Raw genomic sequence first — 22,034 nt, 5'->3', positions numbered from 1 at the left:
ACCCGTCCGCCGCTAATCTTCGGGAGCAAGCTCCCTCAGATTCGCTCGACTTGCATGTATTAGGCACGCCGCCAGCGTTCGTCCTGAGCCAGGATCAAACTCTCCAATAAAGAGTTGATTAGCTCATAAATAAAAATTTAAAACGTTGACGTTTTTTGTTCGTTCAGTTTTCAAAGAGCAATTTTATTTAATGTCGCTCAAGACGACTTTTAAATACTATCACATTTCACTACTTTAAGTCAACAACTTTTTAAAATCTTTTTTGTTTAAGTTGATGTCTCGCAGCAACAGATATTAATATACCACCATCTCTAATCGGTTGCAACATGTTTTTTAAAGATTTTTCTTTTATAATTAAAGAAAAAATATTCATGCAATTCAAAGGAATAATAAAAGGGGTAGCAGCGCTTTACCCCTTTTATTAAATATTAACGATGACGCATTAACGGGAATAACAACACATCTCTAATAGAAGGAGAGTTTGTTAAAAGCATAACTAGACGATCAATACCGATTCCAAGTCCACCTGTTGGAGGCATTCCATATTCTAATGCTTCAATGAAATCATCGTCCATCATATGAGCTTCATCATTACCCTGTTCACGTTCTTTAAGCTGAGCTTCAAAACGTTGTCTTTGATCGATAGGATCATTAAGTTCTGTAAATGCATTTGCATGCTCACGCGCAACAATAAATAACTCAAACCGGTCCGTAAACCGTGGGTCTTCATCATTTTTCTTTGCAAGTGGAGAAATTTCAACCGGATGTCCAAAAATAAATGTTGGCTGAATTAATTTCTCTTCTACCTTTTGTTCAAAAAACTCATTGACAATATGGCCATAAAGCATATGTTCAGTAATTTCTACCCCATGCTCTTTCGCTAATTGCTGTGCTTCTTCCTTGCTCATCTCTTTCCAGAAGTCTACCCCAGTATATTCCTTAATCGCATCTACCATATGAAGTCTTTTCCACTCAGGCTTGAGATTCACTTCATACTCACCATATTGAACAGTCGTTGTTCCTAATACCTCTTGTGCAATATGTGCAATAAGATTTTCTGTTAAGCTCATGATGTCACGGTAGTCTGCATACGCCTCATACAATTCGATCATTGTAAATTCCGGATTATGACGTGTTGAAACACCTTCATTACGGAATACACGGCCAATTTCATATACCTTCTCTAATCCGCCAACAATCAAGCGCTTCAGATGAAGCTCAATCGCAATACGCATATACAATTCCATATCAAGCGCATTATGATGTGTAATAAACGGACGCGCTGAAGCCCCTCCAGCAATCGAGTGCATCATAGGCGTCTCTACTTCTAAATACCCTTGGCTATCAAGGTAACGGCGCATAGATTGAATGATGCGACTACGGTCTATGAATGTCTTCTTGCTTTCCTCGCTCATAATTAAATCCAAATAACGTTGACGGTAACGCTGTTCAACATCTTTTAAACCATGGAACTTATCAGGAAGCGGACGTAAGGATTTCGTCAATAACTCAAAATCTTGAACCTTAATTGAAAGTTCGCCTACTTTTGTTTTAAAAAGTATTCCTGAAACACCTACAATATCTCCAAGATCTACTGAATCAAAAATTTCGTAATTTTCGTCACCAATTGCATCTTTACGTACATAAATTTGAATTTGCCCTGATAAATCTTGTACATGAGCAAAGCCCGCTTTTCCTTTTCCTCGCTTGGTCATTATACGTCCAGCAAGGGTTACAGAAATGTTTTTCTCTTCGATCTCTTCTTTTTCTAAAGCCTCGTACTGTTCTATTAATTCCTTTGATTGGTGTGAACGGTCAAAACGTTTTCCAAATGGATCTAGCCCTTTGTCTCTTAGGCTATTCATTTTTTCCCTTCTTACCTGTAATTGGTCATTTAATTCTTCATGACTCTGACTCACTTGTATCATCTCCATTATTTTGTAAATCTTTTTATGTAAAACCTATCTGTGAATAAAAGATTCCTCATACTTATATTATTTTACACAAAGTGGACAGCACAGACATCAATATTATGATTAAATCGAATAAAAACTGCCAGTAAGTTCACTGGCAGTTCTCTCTGTACCAAAATTATAGTGAAAGAAATTTTCAATGTCAAACCGATATACCGTTAACCAGCTTGGATTTGACTACGTTCCTTCTCCTCTTCTTCTAAGACAAGCGCATTTAATAACATAACAAGTTCTTCTCTTGTTTGGCATTCATTGACCGCATTTCGCGCTTTCGCATTGCCACGAATTCCTTTTAAATACCAAGCAGTGTGCTTTCGCATTTCGCGAACAGCAATATTTTCATTCTTCAAGGCAATTAAACGATCCAAATGAAGAATACATACGTCAATTTTCTCACGGATACTTGGTGGTTCCATTAATTTGCCTGATTCAAGATATTTAACCGTCCGATAAATCATCCACGGATCTCCTAGTGCAGCCCGTCCAATCATAACGCCGTCACAGCCTGTTTCCTCAAGCATACGCTTCGCATCCTGCGGTGTTTGCACATCGCCATTTCCGATCAATGGAATGTTGATGCTTTGCTTTACTTCACGAATGATATCCCAGTTTGCTTGACCTTCATACATTTGCACACGTGTACGTCCGTGCAGTGAAACAGCTTTTCCTCCTGCTCGTTCAACAGCCTGCGCATTTCGCACTGCATAAATATGGTCTTCGTCCCAACCCATGCGCATTTTCACTGTAACTGGTTTTTCAACCACATCTGTTACTGCCGAGACCATTTCATAAATTTTATCTGGATCAAGCAGCCATTTTGCACCAGCATCACATTTTGTGATCTTCGGAACAGGACAGCCCATATTAATATCTATAATATCTGCATTCGTATTTTTATCAACGAACCTAGCTGCTTCCACCAATGTTTCTTTTTCACCGCCAAAGATTTGCAGGCTTAGAGGCTTTTCTTGTTCATCGATATAGAGCATGTTCATTGTTCTTTCGTTTTTTAAAATAATGCCCTTGTCGCTAACCATTTCAGCACAAACCAATCCAGCACCGAATTCCTTGACAGTCAAACGAAACGCGGAGTTACACACTCCTGCCATTGGTGCAAGAACGACACGGTTTTTTAATTCGATATCACCGATTTTAAACACGGTAAACCTCCTAAATTGTATTGCAAAACACCTTGATCAGAGGCGCTGTCGTTAGATGACAATCTAACCCTTAAATACCAAATAAATAATTATCTATTTTCCTCTGGAGGAATCAGATCCTCCACAGTAATCTTTAACATATAGGCAGCCCGCTCTAGAAAATCAACAGCAGGCATTCTGTTTCCTCTTTCAATTTCACCAAGAATCGAAACAGATACACCAAGCTCCTTAGCGAAACTCTCTTGGGTATAGCCTTTTAATTTACGAAAAGCGCGAATACGTCTTCCCCATTTTTCCGCTTCCATATTCGTACTCCCTCTCTATCAGGTATATCCTCTAAAATTGCTTGAAGAGGTATTTCCATCGACGGAAGCTTGATGTTCGGCTGAATCTCTAGCAGCGGGATGATAACAAAAGCTCTCTCTTGCATCCGAGGATGAGGAATAAATAATTTCTCTGTTTTAATATTTTCTTGATTATACAATAAAATGTCAAGGTCTATAGTTCGCGGCCCCCAGCGGATATCCCTTTTTCTCCCAAGTTCCTTTTCAATTTCTAAACAAACATCAAGTAACTTAAAAGGCGTGAACCCCGTCTTTACTTGTATGACCATATTTAAAAATTGTTCCTGATCCTCATAGCCCACAGGATCTGTTTCGTAAACGGAAGAAACACTTACCAAATCTACTTCAGATATGGCCTTTAAGCATTCTATTGCTTGTTTTAGATTTTCAAAGCGGTCACCAATATTAGAGCCCAGAGCAATATATGCCTCATTATTCATTGCTGTCTACTCCTTATAATTTCAACTGCAACTGACTCATAATGGCCAGGGATAGGAGGATCCGGCTTTATCACTTTGACCGTCACCTGGTGAATAGCGTCGTAGCGTCCAAGCATTTCCCTGGCAATCTTTTCAGCGACCGCTTCAACAAGCTTAAACGGTTTCCCTTCCACAATCTCTTTACAGACTTGATAGATCTCTCCATAATTAATGGAGTCCTCAAGATGATCTGTTTCCCCCGCTTTTTGTAAATTGGTTTCAACTATTAAATCAATCACAAAGCGCTGCCCAAGACGAGTCTCCTCTGGGAAAACTCCGTGATAGCCATAAAAGGCCATTTTATTAAGTATAATTTTATCCATGATTTTCACCCTTACCTATTAATGCATCCATCATTTTTGCCATTCGAGCCATTTCCTTCACATCATGAACTCGAATGATTTGACACCCTTTCTGAATGCCATAACAAACAGTTGCCCCTGTACCTTCCATCCGTTCATCGACAGGTAAGTCTAACACGCCGCCAATCATTGACTTCCGAGAGGTTCCTAGTAAAACTGGGTATCCAAGCGAGACAAGCTTATCCAAGTCTCTCATCATTTCTAGATTATAATTCAGATCCTTAGCAAAGCCAATTCCTGGGTCTAGGATAATATTTTCATCCAGAACACCAGCATGCTTTACCTGTGAAATACTTTCATATAAATCATTCACGACATCACGGTAAAAAACGGTATAATCTTGATTATTCCGATTATGCATTAATATAATCGGCACTCGAAGGTCAGCAGCAACATGAGCCATATCAGGATCAGCTTTCGCACCCCAAATATCATTAATGATATGTGCACCTGCTTTAATCGCCTGTCTAGCAACTTCTGCCTTATATGTATCAATAGAAATTGGGATATCTACTTCCTCAGCAATCTTATTGATGACAGGGACAATTCTTTCTATTTCCTCTTCAGCCGATACACGTATAAATCCAGGCCTTGTTGATTCCCCACCAATATCGATAATATCTGCACCATCTCTCACCATCTGCAAGGCCCGCTCCACTGCCTGATCCAAATGATTAAACTTCCCACCGTCGGAAAAAGAATCGGGAGTGATGTTTAAAATCCCCATTATGAGTGTTCTTCGGCCATAATCTAATGAATGGGGGCCGCATTGAATGACATTAGACATTCACTTTTACCTCCTTAAAGTTCATCTCTACTCCATACATAAGTAGTATATTGCTTATATTGAAGCTGCAAGTCGTTCACAATGACCCCTTGATTCCCTGGCTTCTGTTCTTGGTCAAATAATGAAAGAGGGACAATTTCCTGAATGGAATTTGTAACAAAAACCTCATCAGCTACTTTAGCTTCATCTAATGTAAAAAATCCCTCTTCCAACCTCATTCCTCGTTTACTAGCAAGTTTCATTACAAACTGTCTTGTAATTCCATCTAGAATACCCGTTTCAAGTGCTGGAGTATAAAGCTTTTGGTCCTTTATCCAAAACAGATTCGAGACAATTCCTTCAGCTAAATAGCCATCTTCTGTCAAAAAGATCCCTTCACATTCCGGATGATCGCCTATTTCTCGCTTCGCCAAAATATTATTTAAATAGTGATGTGACTTTAGTCGTTCAAATCCTTCAGGGGTATTTCGCTTCAACTGAAGAATAACGGACTTCTTTTCCTGCAAACCTTTTGCTGGCGGCAACGGCTTTGCGAAAATAATTAAATTAGGATGCACATATGGCTCTGTTTGCAATCCAATCTCACCAATACCAGCAGAAACATTTAATCGGACATATGCATCTGTTAACTCGTTTATCTTAAGTAGTGGGTGAAGGATCTCCAGTATTTCATCTCTTGTATATCTAGTCTTTATATTCAACACTTCTAGACTGTTATTTAAACGCTGCAAATGGTCATCTAGCAAAAAGGGATGCCCATTATAGACTCTAATTGTCTCAAAAAGACCCATTCCGTATAAAAAGCCATGATCAAACGGGGAGATGACTGCATCTTCTTTCCTAACCAGATCGCCATTCAGATAGATAAACATCGTTCATTACCCCTTTACTACTTCAAAACTTGAATAAGTATGGAGGAAATTCTTCAGTAAATCCTTCCCTGCAGCTGTCATAATCGATTCAGGATGAAACTGGACCCCCTCTATCGGCAGCTCCTTATGGCGAATTGCCATGATTTCCCCTTCCGAAGTCCATGCGGTCACCTCTAAACAGGAAGGCACCGATTCCTTCTTGACGATTAAGGAGTGATACCTTGTTGCCGGAAAGGGATTGGGTAAGCCTTGAAAAATCGTTCTCCCATCATGGTGCATTTCTGATGTTTTTCCATGCATTAAACGTTCAGCTTGAACAATCTCTCCGCCAAAAACTTGTGCAATCGATTGATGCCCAAGGCACACTCCGAATATGGGAATCTCACCCGCAAAGGCCCGAATTACCTCAAGGCTGATTCCCGCCTCATTCGGGCTGCAGGGTCCTGGAGAAATCAATAAAAACTGAGGAGCTAATTGACGGATTTCTTCAATGGATGTTTCATCATTTCTTTTCACCAGCAAATCTTCTCCTAATTCACCAAGATATTGCACAAGATTATATGTGAATGAATCATAATTATCGATTATGAAGATCATATGTTATCACCCTTTTCTTGTTCAGCCATTTCTTTCGCCTTCCATAATGCGATGGCTTTTTTCAATGACTCTTTATATTCATTTTTTGGATTCGAATCAATTACAACACCTGCTCCTGCCTGAACATGAGCTTGTCCTTCCTTCACCAGCATGGTTCGGATAATAATATTCAATTCGAGATCTCCATTAAAATTAATCCATCCGAACGAACCCGTATACGGTCCTCTTGTTACAGGCTCCAGCTCTTCAATAATCTCCATCGTCCTTACCTTTGGCGCCCCCGTGATGGTTCCACCAGGGAATACGGCGTCGATTAGATCAAATCCATCTTTCCCATCTGCTATTTCCCCTCTCACATTAGAGACAATATGCATCACATGGGAGTATTTCTCAATCACCATAAATTCATCCACTTTTACAGAACCAAACTTACACACACGCCCGAGATCATTTCTTTCTAAGTCAACAAGCATCACATGTTCTGCCCGTTCTTTTTCATTTTCAATTAATTCATTCGCCAGTTCAAGATCTTCAGCAGCATCCCTGCCGCGTGACCGTGTTCCTGCTATTGGACGAGTGCTGACTTCTTTCCCCTTTTTCTTAATCAGAAGCTCTGGAGATGCACTGACAAGCTGATAATCAGGAGTATGGATAAATCCCATATATGGTGAAGGGTTTAATATCCTTAATTGCTCATAAACATCCATTGCCGGAATGTTAATTGGCTGACTTTGACGTACAGATAAATTTACTTGGAATACATCCCCACAAGAAATATATTGCTGAACACGCTGGACAGCCTGAATAAATGCCTCTTCACTCATCGAAACATTTCTTTGACTATTAACGTTTATTGCCTTTTTCGACTTAGGAGCGGAATATTCCGCTTGCCAACGCCCCTTCCATTCTTCCATCTTCTTTTCTACAGTAAGCATATCTTCATGCTCACGATAAAGAGACATAAGCCACAATATTTCTGACTCATGATCAAATACAAACCACTCTTTAAAAACAAAAAAATGTATATCCGGTATATGTAGATCATCCTCAGCTAAACGAGGGAGACGCTCAATATAACGGCCATAATCATAGCTGATTAAGCCGATTGCACCTCCTTGAAAGTCAGGCAGGTCTTCAAGCCTTTCCATCTCATATTGACTAAGCCACTCTTTCAATAAGTGTAAAGGATTTCCTTCAAGGATTTGCTTCCCATCCCTATGTATAATTTCCAACTTTGAGTTTTTCCCAATGAGGACAGTTTCAGGGTCAAAAGCAGCAATGCTGTAACGGCCGCCTCGCCCGCTTTCTAATAAAACATGATGCTGTTTCCCAGCCGAAATATGCTGGTATTGCTTAAAAAAAAGGCTATAAGAAAAAGGAATTTTTTCGGCATATAATTTATATTTCTTCAACGGCATGTCACCCCACATGTTTTCTCTGTTTTTATCATACATGAAGAATGCCTTGCTTTCATTTCTTAAATTAAAAAGATTAAAAAAACAACAGCCTCTGTTGACTGTTGTTTCTAAATTTATTATTCTTCTTCAAATTGATATAATGGTGTGCTTAAATATCGTTCTCCATTACTAGGAAGAATAGCAAGTACCTTCTTGCCTTTTCCAAGTTCTTTAGCGATCTTCAATGCAGCGAAGATGGCTGCACCTGATGAAATCCCTCCAAGGATTCCTTCCTCTTTCGCAGCGCGACGGGCGTATTCAAATGCTTCGTCATTTGTTACCTGTATCACTTCATCATAGATTTCGGTATTAAGAATATCTGGAACAAACCCTGCTCCAATTCCTTGAATTTTGTGTGGACCAGGCTTTCCACCTGAAAGGACTGGTGAATCAGTTGGCTCTACAGCATAAATTTTAATATTTTCGTATTTCTCGCGAAGGACTTCGCCTGCACCCGTAATCGTACCACCCGTACCGATCCCAGAGATAAATGCATCAAGCTGATCGCCCATTTGCTCAGTAATTTCTTTCCCCGTTGTTTTGCGGTGGATTTCTGGGTTAGATAGATTTTTAAATTGTTGTGGTAAGAAATAGCCTTGGCTCTTAGCTAACTCATCCGCCTTACGAATAGCCCCATTCATCCCTTCTGCTCCAGGAGTTAGAACAAGTTCTGCACCATAAGCACGCAGGAGGTTTCGACGTTCCATACTCATTGTATCCGGCATAACCAAAACTGCCTTATAACCTTTCGCTGCGGCAATCATTGCAAGCCCAATCCCTGTATTTCCACTTGTCGGCTCAATGATTGTGGCTCCTTCTTTTAATTCTCCACTTTCTTCTGCCGCTTCAATCATCGCAAGAGCAATACGATCTTTCACACTGCTTCCAGGGTTCATATACTCTAATTTCAAATATACATCTGCGCTGTTCTCATCAATGATGCGATTAAGTTTCACAATTGGTGTCTGACCTACTAATTCTGCGATCGAATTTGCTACACGTACCACGTGATCCACCTCTTATTCCGAGTATTTGTATTGGTTTAATTAAAACTTATCAATTCTAGCCTATAAAGTCAATTGCTTTGTCTGGAAAAATTAGTTTTTCAAACAATTTCATTCTTTTGCCTAATTTCCTCCCCTTATATCATACTCAGGAGAATAGGTAATTCTTCGCTTCTTTTGAAAAAAAAACACGGACAAGTCCGTGTTATTGTGCCTCTAGTTCCCCATAGAACCATTCGATATCAGTTTCACTCCAGAGCGGCTTTGCAGATACAGGTATATCCATCTGCTCTAATGCAATCTGCCTTCTAATCTGATCCTTTACTTCTTTGTATGCGTATTCCTTACCTTCGACAAATTCATGGACTGTGACAATAGCATAACTATCCTCCAGCTTGATTGGTTTACTCCATTTGCCTGGCTTTAGCTTCTTTATCGAATTGATGAATTCCTTCGAATAATGCTCACTTTCTTCATTTACATAACCAGCGTCTCCACCAAGATTCGCTGTGAATTCATCAATCGAGCGTTCCATTGCTAATACCGAGAAACTAGACCCCTGCTCTAATTCCTTTAATGTTTGCTCTGCTTCCTTTTTGGTTTTGACGATAATTTTGGATATATGATAGGAATCAGGCAAACGAAATTGCCTGCTATTTTGCTCGTAATAGTTTTTCATTTCTTTCTCTGGCACATTTACATCCCTTGTAAGGAGTTCTTCTAGCATTAGATTATTTTTGATTTGCTGCCGCCATTTTTTCTCATCAGCTGATTGATATCCATTGGATGAACCATACATTGTTTTAACGATCATTAGTTCACGTTCAACTGCGCGGTCAGGAATCTTTATTCCATACTTTTCCCCAGCTGTTTCAATAATTTTCTGATCGACTAATTCACTTAATATTTCTTTGCCATATCTTGATTCCATTTCACTCAGCCAATCCTGACGAGTAATCTTTTCCTTACCGACTTTCGCTACAACCTCATTATTTCCCGTATCTCCTTTAGAAAGAAAAAAGGCCACGGTTAGGCAATTCATTAAAATTAGTCCAGCAATTACAATCCAAAGCTTTTCTCTTTTTAGCCTCTCCTTTTTCACCTTTTCCTCCCCCTACAAGCTACCAATATCACCTATAAATTTACTTAGCTTCTCGTTTTAGTTCTTGTAGCTCTTCTTCCGAATAATGATATAATTCATTACAGAAATGGCATTGTGCCTCAGCCTTGCCTTCCGTCTTAATCATATCCTCTATTTCATCTTCGCCGAGACTTATAATAGCAGCCCCAAATCTTTCTTTTGAACATGTACATGAGAAAGCAACAGGTAGCTTCTCCATAATCTTCACATTTTCTTTTCCTAATAACTCCATTAATAATTCTTCTGGCGTAAGTCCTCTCTGAATTAATTTCGATACAGGAGGAATCGCCTTTAGACGGTTTTCTATATCACTAATTGTCTCCTCATCTGTTCCTGGCATTAGCTGCAGAATAAAGCCACCTGAAGCAAGAATTGTATTATCAGGATTGACTAGTACTCCCACACCAACGGAAGATGGTGTTTGTTCAGATATAACGAAGTAGTATGTGAAATCTTCTCCTAACTCACCTGATACAATTGGAACCTGTCCAGTAAAATGTTCCTTCATTCCAATATCTTTCACAACAGTCAATGTACCTGTTGTCCCTACCGCACGGCGGACATCAAGCTTCCCTTGTTCATTTAAATCAAAATGAGTTTGTGGATTTGTCACATACCCACGAACTTCACCTTTTGTATTACTATCTACTAAAATAGGGCCAATAGGGCCTCCACCGTCAATTTTGATCGTGATCTTTTCCTCACCTTTTAGCATGGCACCCATCATGACACCTGCAGACATTGCTCTCCCAAGAGCAGCAGAAGCAGTTGGCCATGTATGATGCCGACGCTGAGCCTCCCCTACTGTTTCTGTTGTTCGAACTGCATATGCTCTCACTTGACCATTAAAAGCAAGTGCTTTAATTAAATAATCGCTCATGTGTAAACTCCTTTCGATAGTCATTCTATGATGTTTGCTATTTTATCGTTTCCATATTACGTTTATAAATAATTTGCAGACCCTTTAATGTTAAAAATGGGTCAACAATATCAATAATTGCCGATTCTTTAGAAATAAGAGTTGCCAATCCTCCTGTTGCAATGACGGTAGGATTTCCCTTTGCCTGGTCTTTCATTCTTTTAACAATTCCCTCTACTTGTCCAACATAACCAAACAATATTCCTGCCTGCATAGCAGCGACTGTGTTCTTTCCAATAATATCATCAGGACGGGCTATTTCAATTCTTGGCAGTTTTGCAGCTTTTGAGTATAAAGCTTCTGTCGAAATTCCGATCCCTGGAGCAATTGCACCACCCATATATTGTTTATGCTCATTCACATAACAATAAGTAGTTGCTGTTCCAAAGTCAACAATAATGAGTGGACTGCCATAATCGTGAATGGCTGCAATTGCATTAACAATTCGATCTGCCCCTACTTCTCTTGGGTTTTCATATTTAATATTTAGCCCTGTCTTCATACCTGGTCCGACGATAAGCGGTTTAATGTGGAAATATTTATGGCACATTCTTTCGAGTGCATTCATAATTGGCGGAACTACAGAGGAAATGATAATCCCATCTATATCAGCAAATGTAAGTTCCACGTGATCAAACAGCGATTTGATCAGCATTCCATATTCATCTTCTGTTTTATTACGGTTTGTTTCAATTCTCCAATGGTATTTCAGTACATCTCCATCATATACACCCAAAACCATATTCGTATTCCCTATATCAAAAACAAATATCAATATACTCACCACTTTATTTATTGTAGGAAAGGCTGTTTTCGTAAACATTGGCCATTAACATGAATGAGTAAAGGTTGATTTCCGCTCCAGGCCGCTCGCTTTCCGCGGGGTGGGCGGTGAGCCTCCTCAGCGCTAAAGCGCCTGCGGGGTCTCACCTGTCCCACTACTCCCGCTGGAGTCTCGCACCTTCCGCTCCAATCAACTAACTTTATCCATCAACGGTTTCCATTTACACAATTTATTTAGAAAACAACCTTAAGAAAAGACATTTTTTTCACTGAAAATATCATAACATAAGTAGCTAACGACCAACAATTTTCCACACAGAAAAAGCGCTCAGTTATGAGCGCTTTTCAAATTATTCTTTATGATCTTCCTTTGTTTCTGGTGTTTCTTCAGGAAGTTCTTCTTTATTTACATTAATATTAACTTTTACTGTCTCAGTGGATAAATCATCCGTTTTCACAGGACGCTCAGGCAATGTGCCATGATCCACTAAATGTTTAATTTGTTCTGCATCTAGTGTTTCCACTTCAAGAAGTGTATTGGCAATAAGATCTAGCTTATCACGATTCTCTGTAAGGACTTTTCTTGCCTTCTCATAACATTCTTTAATGATTCGTTGAATTTCTAGATCAATCTCGTATGCGATCGCATCTGAATAGTTCTGATCATTATTGAAATCTCTTCCTAAGAAGACTTGGCCGCCTTGTGACTGACCAAATTGTAATGGTCCAAGCTTGTCACTCATTCCAAATTCCGTCACCATTCGTCTTGCAATACCTGTTGCACGTTGGAAGTCATTATGTGCTCCAGTACTTACTTCACCAAAGACAACTTCCTCTGCCACACGTCCACCGAGCAAACCAACAATTTTATCAAGAAGCTCCGGCTTAGTCATAAAGAAACGATCTTCTTTAGGAAGCATAACTGCATATCCACCAGCCTGCCCACGAGGGACGATGGTTACTTTATGAACGATTTCCGCATCCTCAAGAACAGTACCAATTACGGTATGTCCCGCTTCATGGAAAGCAACAATATTTCTTTCTTTCTTCGATATGACACGACTTTTCTTCGCCGGACCAGCAATTACTCGGTCTGATGCTTCATCTAAATCAGTCATGTCTATCTTTTTCTTATCTCGGCGAGCTGCAACAAGCGCTGCCTCATTCAATAAGTTTTCTAAATCAGCTCCAGAGAAACCAGGAGTACGCTGTGCAATAGCTTTCAAGTTGACGCCTTCATCTAATGGCTTATTGCGGGCATGTACTTTAAGTACTGCTTCACGGCCAATTACATCTGGACGGTCTACTGTAATTTGACGGTCAAAACGTCCTGGACGCAGTAATGCAGGGTCTAGAATATCTGGACGGTTCGTTGCTGCCACAATGATAATTCCCTCGTTTGCTCCAAACCCATCCATCTCAACAAGCAATTGGTTAAGGGTTTGCTCACGTTCATCATGCCCACCACCTAAACCTGCTCCACGCTGACGTCCAACCGCATCTATTTCATCAATAAAAATAATACATGGTGCATTCTTCTTCGCATTTTCAAATAAATCACGAACACGCGAAGCACCCACACCTACAAACATTTCAACGAAATCAGATCCACTAATGGAGAAGAATGGCACACCTGCTTCACCAGCAGCTGCACGTGCAAGTAATGTTTTACCTGTACCTGGAGGTCCTACAAGCAAGACTCCTTTAGGAATTCTTGCTCCTAGTTCAGCAAACTTTCTAGGATCCTTTAAAAATTCAACTACTTCAACTAGCTCTTGCTTTTCTTCATCCGCTCCAGCTACATCTTTAAAGCGAACCTTCTTTTTACTGTCATCGTAAAGCTTTGCTTTACTTTTGCCAAAGTTCATAACACGGCTTCCACCGCCTTGAGCTTGGTTTAGTAAGAAGAAGAATAAAATAAAGATAATAATAAAAGGTATAATTGAAGTAAAGAATGTTACCCAGCCACTCGTTTCTTTAGCAGGCTGGAAATCTACCTTGCCATTTTGCGCTGCAAGTGCATCAATCCGTTCAAGGATACTATCACTATTTACAACATAAGTGATGAAGTATTTACCCTCTTCATAACCTTCTAGTTGGCCTCTTACTTCAAATACGCCTCTTTCAGGCTGCATGGTAATGGATGTAATTTCTCCACTTTCCAAGTAGCTAACAAATTTATCATAAGAGACTTGATCAGTTGGTTCATTATTCCCATTAAAAAAGCTAACGACACCAATAATTACTAAAAATATTAATAAATAAAAGATGGTATTCCGGAAGATCCGATTCATCCCTTACCTCCTCCCACGGTAAACAAACTATAATGTATAGTATCATAGAAAAACATGCCAATACAAGGAATTGCACTTGACAAAACTCAGTCACCTCATGCTGTAGAAAGGGTTATACTTGGATGTCATTATTCACTTAATTATTATTGCTATATACTTCAGGCTTAAGCACTCCAATATATGGGAGGTTTCGATACTTTTCAGCGTAATCCAGACCATATCCAACAACAAATGCATCAGGTACAATAAATCCTACATAATCCGCTTGAATATTTGCTTTGCGGCCAGTTGGTTTATCGAGCAGTGTAACAATTTTGATGGATTTTGCCTTTCGATAACGGAATAACTCAACTAAATAGCTTAAAGTTAACCCACTATCGATAATATCTTCAATGATTAAGATATCTCTGCCTTCAACAGAAGTGTCAAGGTCTTTCACAATTTTGACCTCTCCAGATGAAACAGTCGATTTTCCATAGCTGGAAACATCCATAAAGTCCATTTCCAGGTAGGTATCCATACGTTTTAACAAGTCGCCCATGAATGGCATAGCTCCTTTTAAAACGCCAATTGCTAGAGGAAAGCTATCTTTATAATCCTCTGTAAGCTCTGCAGAAAGAACCTTTATTTTTTCTTGAATTTCTTCTTCTGTTATTAACACTTTTTCAATATCGTTTTTCATCATATTTAGTAAGCCCCCTAGAAGATCATTGCCTTATGTACGTTAAAAGAATAAAGCTTGAATTAGATTGTTGCCTTATTGAGTAATGAGATTTTTTTAGTCCTGGCACCCATAATATTTGGCCATTGCTATCTGTTACGATTGGCCAAGTATTTCTCTTTTGCAAAGGTACTTTCAGATCAATAAAAATATCTTTCACTTTCTTCGTACCCTGCATTCCTTTCAATGTCATGCGGTCTCCCGCTCTTCTTGTTCGTATAACAAGAGGAAAGATAAGATCATCACGATTTAATAGAAAGGTGTTAGATTGAACCATACCCGTAGGATCGCTTATGAATTCCATCATAATACTATCACCGTTAGGCAATTCAACTTTTCCGGGCTTGATCATTTCGAAACGATAGGATTGTACTTGTTGAAGACGAAAAAGGAAATGACATTTCTCGTATGAGCGTACAACATATAAACCGTTTGGGAAATGAAGTGTTCCGGAAGGATGGGGACTGCTCATTAATGAAATAACTTTCTCAATATGTAAGGCAGATAAAGAAGTAGGTTTTTCCTGATAAAGATAGTTTAATATTAGTTGAATACCTCTCCTTTGTAAAGGTATTGGCATTGCTTGAAACGCGTTAATACTTATTATTATTTCCCCAGGGGTATTCTTTTCCATTACCTTATTCATTTTTTGAACTGTTAATTCCTGCAAAAAAGCTTCATCATTTTGAATTTCCTCACTAAATCGTAAGAAATGTTCATGAACAAGCGGATTTTCCCTTTTTAAAAAAGGCATAACTTCCTTGCGAAACCGATTGCGGACATATATCCCCTTTTCATTGCTTGGATCTCTTCTAGGATCCAACTCATGCTTTAAACAATAGTCTTCAATTTCCAAGCGATTGATGCATAAGAAGGGGCGAATGATTTGCCCGCTGCCAAACGGTCTACTAAAGGCCATCCCCCCTCTAGCTTCTCCAGTGCTTCCTCTTGTTAACCGCATAAGAATCGTTTCAACTTGATCATCTCCATGATGACCAAGAGCAAGATAATTCAACTCATGCTTTTCCATCATTTCTTTATAAAATTGATATCTGCACTCTCTTGAAGCAATTTGTGAACTTTTTCCGGTTTCTTCTATATAGTTAGGAACATTTATTCGGGTCATTTCGAAAGGGATCTTCCTATCTTCACAAAATCTCTGAACAAACCTAGCTTCTTCAAAGGATTCTTCTCCTCTAAACATATGATCCACATGTGCAGCCACTATCGAAAGATTAAATACTTGTTTCTTACCCCATAAATAGTGGAGAAGCGCCAATGAGTCTGGCCCGCCTGACACTCCGATTAAAAGCCTCATATTGTTTAATTCTATGCCTTTTCGTTGCAGAAAAGCACTGACCTTTGCATCTAGCATATGCTTCTTCCTTATCATCATATATTGTCTTTATCCATTCTTCCTTGAGCATAGCATATATTAATAGAGGAGAACTATTCTTTTCCCTTCTTATATTAACTGGCCATAAATATAGAACATATAGAGGAGAGAGATAATGATGAAAATGATGGTAGTTTCAAAAATACCGCCTCTTTTTTTCCTTTTTGCATAGGTTTGTCTACTTACATTCCCTTTGCTTTGCCTTGTTTTGGACGGCCCCTTTTGCGGCTGAGCTGTTGAGTGATCCGGCTGAGGCTGGCTGCACTGCAGCAGGGATGACCTCATGTCATTTGCACTCATAAACTTCCCTTTTAGAGCATTTAATAGGATCCCCTCATATTTCTTTAATTCCTTTTTCTCCTGAATCATGGATGTAAGCTGTTTTAAATCACCTGATGTTTTATTAAAACGTTTAGGATAAGCAATATTGATTAGAATCATCGCAACGGCAAAAAGATCATAGCTGGGGTCAGCCTTCCTTGTTCCAAGCCCCCAATACCCGCGATCAAAAAACTCTGTGAACTCCTTTATTGCCCTTCCTTGAATGGTCGTTCCACCCACATCAATACAGCGAATACGAGCAGGAGGGCCCGTTACAATTAAATTCTCTGGTTTAAGGTCACCGAATACCCACCCATTTTGATGTAGGGTGTGCAAGTCGTTTAGAAGCTGTAACATGAGGACTTCAGTCCATACATGTCCATTCTGCTGGATAAATGTTAATAAATCCGGGCCTTGAATATACTCCATCACATAGAAGGATATCTGCCCATCTCTTTGTGGCCAATCATCGACATCAAGTAAAGAAGGCCCGAGGGCAGACCCTTGGACCTTTGCAAAGGATTTTAGGACATTCACCTCAGAGGTAATAGAAATCCCATTCTCACTCATTTTCAGCGCTACCTGCTGATTGCCGGATCGAGCTAAATAAACAATTCCATTTGCTCCAAACCCAAGCTCTTTAACAATTGTATAGTGATTACGATGCCATTTCCCTACAATCACCGTGCCTGGATGAACATTAAACGGATTCTTCAAAGAATGATTCATCATCACGAGAAAATAAACTCCTTATTGAGCGTTTCTTCTTAAAATGGCTTAACGCTACACGAATTGCGGGGCCAGTCGGTGTGATACCACCAGTTGTTAATTTACTAAATACACTTGTTAATGAGCCGAGGTTTGGCGTCCAGTCTAGAATGTTTTCCACTTCTTTCTTTCTAGCTGGGAAAACAAACACAGAAAAGTGATTATCACCTGATCGGGCATTTAAGCTTAAGGATAGATCGAGCAAGGCTTCCTTTACGGTAGGAAGCTTCTTTTCCATACTTGCACTTGTATCAACTAATATTAGTACTTCCAGCTCCACCGTTTCACCAAGTTCATCAACAACTTCCATTACTTCTCCCCTTTGATCAGGAGGGAGATCCTCCACTTGTTTGTTGCCGCCGAGGATTTGCTGCAATTCTCGATTGACTACCCCCTGCAGGGTTTGGGTCATTGCCTTTCTTGTAACCATTTGGACGGTCTGTGACAATTGCTTAGCATAAACAACCTGACTGACCCCTCCACCTGAAAGGGCAATGTTTTCAATTTCTCTCATACCCTTCTCATCTATCACATCATGTTCCATTACACCGATGACATTAACAGTAATCCCTTGTTCTTTTGCCAAAGCTGCCATCGCAATAGGATCCTCCCCTTGGTTTGAACAGCCATCAGTAATTAACAAAATTTGCTTTAACGTTCCCGTTTTCATGAAACTCCCCTCCATATCTTTAGTTGCTACCATTTTCGTCTATATGTTGAGGAATTATACATATTGTAAGCTTATTAGGTTAAAATAACTAATTAGCCTTTTGGCGAATTTTTTGAACAGGGATACTCGTCCACTTCGGTGTATTATGTTTAATTTTTGCTACAATGACCGTCATATCATCTTCAATATATCCAGATCTTGAACGAATTACTTCTTCCATTATCAAGTCAGCTACAGCTTGTGGCTCCTCTGTTTTTAATTCAACAATTTTTCTCTTCATCCATAAGTCAAAATTCTCGACATGCTTCGGTCCTTCGAAAATTCCGTCACTCATCATTATCAGTAAATCACCTGCTTTTAACTGTTCACTGACCACATCCACCTCAAATTCCTGGATAATGCCCATTGGCAAATTACTAGCTTGGATTTTGATTACCTTATTTCCTCTTTTAATAAAACTTGGTGTTGAACCAATCTTCAAAAACTCAGCTCCTGCATTTTGCAGGTCAATCATTGCCAAATCTAATGTTGAGAAGATCTCATCGGTTGTCCGTAAAGATAATACCGAATTGACTGATTTAATGGCTACCTTCTCCTCAATGCCTGACTGAAGAATCTTTTGCAGTAATTGAAGAGTCTCTTTACTCTCTATATGAGCCCTTTCGCCATTCCCCATCCCATCGCTAATCGCAATCGCGTACTTTCCACATCCAAGCTCCATCGTCGAGTAACTGTCGCCAGAAAGAAATCCACCGTCTTTTGCTGCATGGGCAACGGCACTATCAACAGTAAATGCCTTTGCTGAACGGAAGGTAACATGACAGAAGCCATTCGGGTAGGCTGAACATTCCTCTAAGTTCACAACCACTGTTTCTTTAAGTATATCGGACAGCATTGGGGCAATTAGTTTCTCACATTCTCCATGTCCATTACAAAAGGGAATCGACATATCAATATCTACATTTCCTTTTTCTAAGCTATAAATCTCGACCTGTTCAATATGAATGCCGCATTCCTGTAATGCTTCAAAAATTAGCTCCTCTTGTTTGTGATGGTTTTCCCTTTCTCTTTGAATTTCCTTTGCAAAGTCACCCATCACCTCTGACACACCTAATAATTGTTCCGCTACTAATCTTCTACTCTCCTGTACTTGTTTTTTTAGCCTTTGGTTCGCATGATAAAATGTTAGCTCCTGTTGGATTGTATCTGTTACCTTTTTCGAACGTCTACAATGCTTGTCCCATTCCTTTGAGAGTCTTGATGTGATTTCACCATGATTTTCATCCATTTCATTCATAATCTCTTTCATATAGTCATATGTTGTATCAAAGTTCCTTGTCCAACAATGATCCTTCTTAAAGCAAGTTTGACATGTTTTTTCAGTCACATTGCTTAGAAAATAATCTAACTCCCTCGTTCCATCGCTCTCCTCCCATTCGGATGGTTCATCATAAGATGAGAAGCTTTTCGAAAGGGCTTGAAATACGTTAGAGAATTGTGCAACCCTTTGGGCCGTAACATCACGCATTTTCCGCATATATTGCTGCTGCTCTGCCGCATATTCAGATGTTCCCGGAATATGCTTTGCTAGCTTCGAAAGCAATACATGTGGAGTAAGTATAAACAAAAGAATAGCCGCAGCTGTTTCTAATAAGGTTTTCGTAAGATTGCCTCCCCCTTCTCCATACATCCCTATTAAGAGGGTAGCAATCAGAAGGCCGGCGGCTACACCAATTTTCCTTCCTTCTTTTAATAAACCACCGAGCAATCCTGCAAAGGCGAGTAAGCTCATATGATAGAAACTTGTTACATTGGCAAGGCTAAAGATCAGCCCGGTCACTACACCCACTGTTGAGCCAACTGTTGCTCCAGCGACAAACGCAAACAATAACACTAAATATCTCGACATGATATGTTCAACGGAAAGCTCGTAAACAGACCAGCCGATTGTTCCAGTCATAACAGAAGCCAGCATAATGATTAAACAGACAATTTCTTCAACCTTTAAAGACTGTCTTCGTTTACTAATTGATAATAAAGGGAGGCTTTGTACAAAGATAAGCGTAAGGATAAAACCTAAGCTTGCCTCCACACCAGCCATCATTCCATCATAAAGAGTAAGTTGCTGTGATAAAATAAAGTCCTCTAATAGTTTTCCGGCAAGTAATGTAAAAAACACAAAGAATGGCAAAGCCCTTATTTCATTATGCAGCCATTTTTTTGCAATTCGAAAGGCAAATAAAAATAGAAAAGTAATCCCAAATGCGGACACCGCATTCGAAATAGATAATGTCGCTGCACCAGCAACCAATCCAATTAAAGCGATTGGCGCTTTATCCTTTCTAATAAAGTAGACAGCCGCAAAAAACGGGAGACTAAAAGGAGTAAGCTGTGCCAAAATCAATGCTCTTCCAAGTAAAAAGCCAATGAGCAAAAGAAGGTAGCCTTTTTTCAGAAAGAAGGTTTCTAACCCTAGTTGAAATTTATTGAAACCTCTTGAAAGTTCTAGTTTAGGTTTGCCAAAATTTACTTCTCCGAGCGGTTCGATTACATTCCTCTCTGCATTTGCCATGTTAACTACACTCCCTCATTTTATAATTAGATAACATCCCCCACTAAAGTTAGACATTCGTCTAGTTCCGTTTCCAAAGGGATTGATTCCATGTTGTCAATCATTATAAGTTTGAATGAGATAGAAGTTTGTCAAAATGGTGGACAAGCTTACATTTTTTGTTCGACGCTTTTCCCTGTAATACCCAAAAAGAGAACAAAATACAAAAAGAGATGGATGATATTATGACACTCCATCCCTCTTATATTTAAAATAAATGTGGAAATTGACCAATTCATACGAATGATTGCTTTTTTTGCATGAAAAGATTGGCGAAACAATGAAAACAGATACGACATGATCCTTTAAAAATTTCATTGAAAACAAAAAAAGACAAGTCCTTTAATAGACTTGTCTTTTTACTATGGGAATAATAAACGATAAACCCTGCTATATAAATTAACTAAGCAGCAAGTTAACCTCGTCTAGCGCCTCTTCCCCCACGTTTTGATTCAGTATTACGTTTTAAAGATGATAAACGATCTTCACTATCCTTTAAGAAACGAGCCATTTTTGATTCGAAATTCTCTCTAGTAGGACGGTTATCGTTTGATCTGCCTTGACGTGGACGTTGAGATTGTGATTGTCCCCTTGACTCTCTTCTGTCGCCTCTTTCAGGACGCTCTGTTCTTTCAGGCCGGTCTTTCGCCTTTTTAATGGATAAACCAATCTTTCCATCCTTTTCGACATTAATGACTTTAACCTCAACTTGGTCACCGACCTTAAGGTGATCATTAATATCCTTTACATAATTGTCTGCGACTTCACTAATGTGTACCAGACCTGTTGAGCCTTCCGGTAACTCCACAAACGCTCCGAAATTTGTAATACCTGTTACCTTACCCTGTAACTTGCTGCCCACTTCGATTGACATAAAAAGAAATTGCCTCCTTGAATGATATAAAAAATCAAACTTACTCTATATTATACAGAATATAAAAAAAGAGTTCAATACAAGGTCTAATTAGTTGATTTTTCCTTTTCCTCATTCTTTTCCTTTTTCTCTGGAATATTAAAGATTACTTCATCATTTTCAGAAAGGAAATAATCCTTCCTGGCAAGCTTAGCGATGTACTCATCATCATTTAGTTTCACAATTTCTTCTTCTAAAATAACTTCCCTCTGCTTTAATAAAGCTAACTCCTGATCAAGCTTCTCTTTTTCCGCCCTTTTTTCATCAAGAGCAGAGGATTGCGAAACGAGTGTGGAGATCATGAGAACAGAAAGCATAACAGCCCCTATAAAAAAGACCGTTAATCTTCTGTATAGACGCTTTTTTTTACTGCCTACATTGATCTCTGCTGCTTCTTGCTGCTTGGCATAGCTTGTTTGTATTTTGGCTACATTTTTCTTCTTGATGGCACCCACTTCGCAC

The 22,034-nt window shown here is 39.3% G+C and carries 21 protein-coding genes and 1 rRNA gene; all 22 read right to left on the bottom strand.

Features of this window, described 5'->3' with window-relative positions; all coding sequences use genetic code 11:
- Positions 1-110 (bottom strand): 16S ribosomal RNA (locus ACFYKT_RS21390); the annotation flags it as partial.
- Positions 111-428: 318 nt separating this feature from the next.
- The gene (lysS, locus tag ACFYKT_RS21385; protein ID WP_389223937.1) at positions 429-1,928 is read right to left on the bottom strand and encodes a lysine--tRNA ligase; all 1,500 of its coding nucleotides are present in this window, start codon (positions 1,926-1,928) and stop codon (positions 429-431) included.
- A 203-nt stretch (positions 1,929-2,131) separates the two neighbouring features.
- The gene (gene dusB, locus ACFYKT_RS21380) at positions 2,132-3,133 is read right to left on the bottom strand and encodes a tRNA dihydrouridine synthase DusB (protein ID WP_389223920.1); all 1,002 of its coding nucleotides are present in this window, start codon (positions 3,131-3,133) and stop codon (positions 2,132-2,134) included.
- An 89-nt stretch (positions 3,134-3,222) separates the two neighbouring features.
- Positions 3,223-3,438, bottom strand: coding sequence for a helix-turn-helix domain-containing protein (locus ACFYKT_RS21375; RefSeq protein ID WP_389223917.1), 216 nt, complete (start codon positions 3,436-3,438; stop codon positions 3,223-3,225).
- Positions 3,390-3,917, bottom strand: a complete 528-nt coding sequence (gene folK / locus ACFYKT_RS21370; protein WP_389223914.1) for a 2-amino-4-hydroxy-6-hydroxymethyldihydropteridine diphosphokinase — start codon at positions 3,915-3,917, stop codon at positions 3,390-3,392. The genes ACFYKT_RS21375 and folK overlap by 49 nt, the downstream gene beginning before the upstream one ends.
- A complete protein-coding gene (gene folB, locus ACFYKT_RS21365; RefSeq protein WP_389223910.1) occupies positions 3,914-4,279 on the bottom strand; it encodes a dihydroneopterin aldolase in 366 nt (121 codons plus the stop codon). The genes folK and folB overlap by 4 nt, the downstream gene beginning before the upstream one ends.
- Entirely contained in the window at positions 4,272-5,105 is an 834-nt protein-coding gene (gene folP, locus ACFYKT_RS21360; protein WP_389223907.1) for a dihydropteroate synthase, read from the bottom strand. The genes folB and folP overlap by 8 nt, the downstream gene beginning before the upstream one ends.
- A gap of 14 nt (positions 5,106-5,119) precedes the next feature.
- Positions 5,120-5,977 (bottom strand): aminodeoxychorismate lyase, encoded by an 858-nt coding sequence (pabC, locus tag ACFYKT_RS21355; RefSeq protein WP_389223904.1) that lies wholly within the window; start codon positions 5,975-5,977, stop codon positions 5,120-5,122.
- A 6-nt stretch (positions 5,978-5,983) separates the two neighbouring features.
- Complete coding sequence (gene pabA, locus ACFYKT_RS21350) at positions 5,984-6,574, bottom strand: aminodeoxychorismate/anthranilate synthase component II (protein WP_389223901.1); 591 nt, start codon at positions 6,572-6,574, stop codon at positions 5,984-5,986.
- Positions 6,571-7,986, bottom strand: coding sequence for an aminodeoxychorismate synthase, component I (gene pabB / locus ACFYKT_RS21345; protein ID WP_389223898.1), 1,416 nt, complete (start codon positions 7,984-7,986; stop codon positions 6,571-6,573). Before pabB ends, pabA begins: the two co-directional genes overlap by 4 nt.
- Positions 7,987-8,108: 122 nt before the next feature.
- Positions 8,109-9,038: a cysteine synthase A gene (gene cysK / locus ACFYKT_RS21340; RefSeq protein ID WP_389223895.1), complete on the bottom strand. Its 930-nt coding sequence runs from the start codon at positions 9,036-9,038 to the stop codon at positions 8,109-8,111.
- A 202-nt stretch (positions 9,039-9,240) separates the two neighbouring features.
- Entirely contained in the window at positions 9,241-10,137 is an 897-nt protein-coding gene (locus tag ACFYKT_RS21335; protein ID WP_389223892.1) for a peptidyl-prolyl cis-trans isomerase, read from the bottom strand.
- Between the two features lie 40 nt (positions 10,138-10,177).
- A complete protein-coding gene (hslO, locus tag ACFYKT_RS21330; RefSeq protein WP_389223888.1) occupies positions 10,178-11,056 on the bottom strand; it encodes an Hsp33 family molecular chaperone HslO in 879 nt (292 codons plus the stop codon).
- A gap of 37 nt (positions 11,057-11,093) precedes the next feature.
- Positions 11,094-11,870, bottom strand: a complete 777-nt coding sequence (locus ACFYKT_RS21325; protein ID WP_389223885.1) for a type III pantothenate kinase — start codon at positions 11,868-11,870, stop codon at positions 11,094-11,096.
- Between the two features lie 358 nt (positions 11,871-12,228).
- Complete coding sequence (gene ftsH, locus ACFYKT_RS21320; RefSeq protein WP_389223882.1) at positions 12,229-14,172, bottom strand: ATP-dependent zinc metalloprotease FtsH; 1,944 nt, start codon at positions 14,170-14,172, stop codon at positions 12,229-12,231.
- Positions 14,173-14,308: 136 nt separating this feature from the next.
- On the bottom strand, positions 14,309-14,854 hold the full coding sequence (gene hpt, locus ACFYKT_RS21315; protein ID WP_449257601.1) for a hypoxanthine phosphoribosyltransferase: 546 nt from the start codon (positions 14,852-14,854) through the stop codon (positions 14,309-14,311).
- Positions 14,855-14,879: 25 nt separating this feature from the next.
- Entirely contained in the window at positions 14,880-16,268 is a 1,389-nt protein-coding gene (gene tilS / locus ACFYKT_RS21310) for a tRNA lysidine(34) synthetase TilS (RefSeq protein ID WP_389223876.1), read from the bottom strand.
- A gap of 90 nt (positions 16,269-16,358) precedes the next feature.
- Positions 16,359-17,342, bottom strand: a complete 984-nt coding sequence (locus ACFYKT_RS21305) for a serine/threonine protein kinase (protein WP_389223873.1) — start codon at positions 17,340-17,342, stop codon at positions 16,359-16,361.
- Positions 17,311-18,063: a VWA domain-containing protein gene (locus ACFYKT_RS21300; protein WP_389223934.1), complete on the bottom strand. Its 753-nt coding sequence runs from the start codon at positions 18,061-18,063 to the stop codon at positions 17,311-17,313. Before ACFYKT_RS21300 ends, ACFYKT_RS21305 begins: the two co-directional genes overlap by 32 nt.
- A 73-nt stretch (positions 18,064-18,136) precedes the next feature.
- Positions 18,137-20,620 carry a stage II sporulation protein E gene (gene spoIIE / locus ACFYKT_RS21295; RefSeq protein WP_389223870.1) on the bottom strand — a complete coding sequence of 828 codons (2,484 nt, stop codon included), beginning with the start codon at positions 20,618-20,620 and terminating at the stop codon, positions 18,137-18,139.
- Between the two features lie 454 nt (positions 20,621-21,074).
- Complete coding sequence (locus ACFYKT_RS21290) at positions 21,075-21,533, bottom strand: S1 domain-containing RNA-binding protein (protein ID WP_389223867.1); 459 nt, start codon at positions 21,531-21,533, stop codon at positions 21,075-21,077.
- An 86-nt stretch (positions 21,534-21,619) separates the two neighbouring features.
- Positions 21,620-22,027, bottom strand: a complete 408-nt coding sequence (locus tag ACFYKT_RS21285; protein ID WP_389223864.1) for an FtsB family cell division protein — start codon at positions 22,025-22,027, stop codon at positions 21,620-21,622.
- Between the last annotated feature and the right edge of the window lie 7 nt (positions 22,028-22,034).

The sequence above is a fragment of the Cytobacillus mangrovibacter genome, from assembly GCF_042865275.1.
Taxonomy (GTDB): domain Bacteria; phylum Bacillota; class Bacilli; order Bacillales; family Cytobacillaceae; genus Cytobacillus; species Cytobacillus mangrovibacter.
This window is presented reverse-complemented; position numbering and strand designations above follow the sequence as displayed.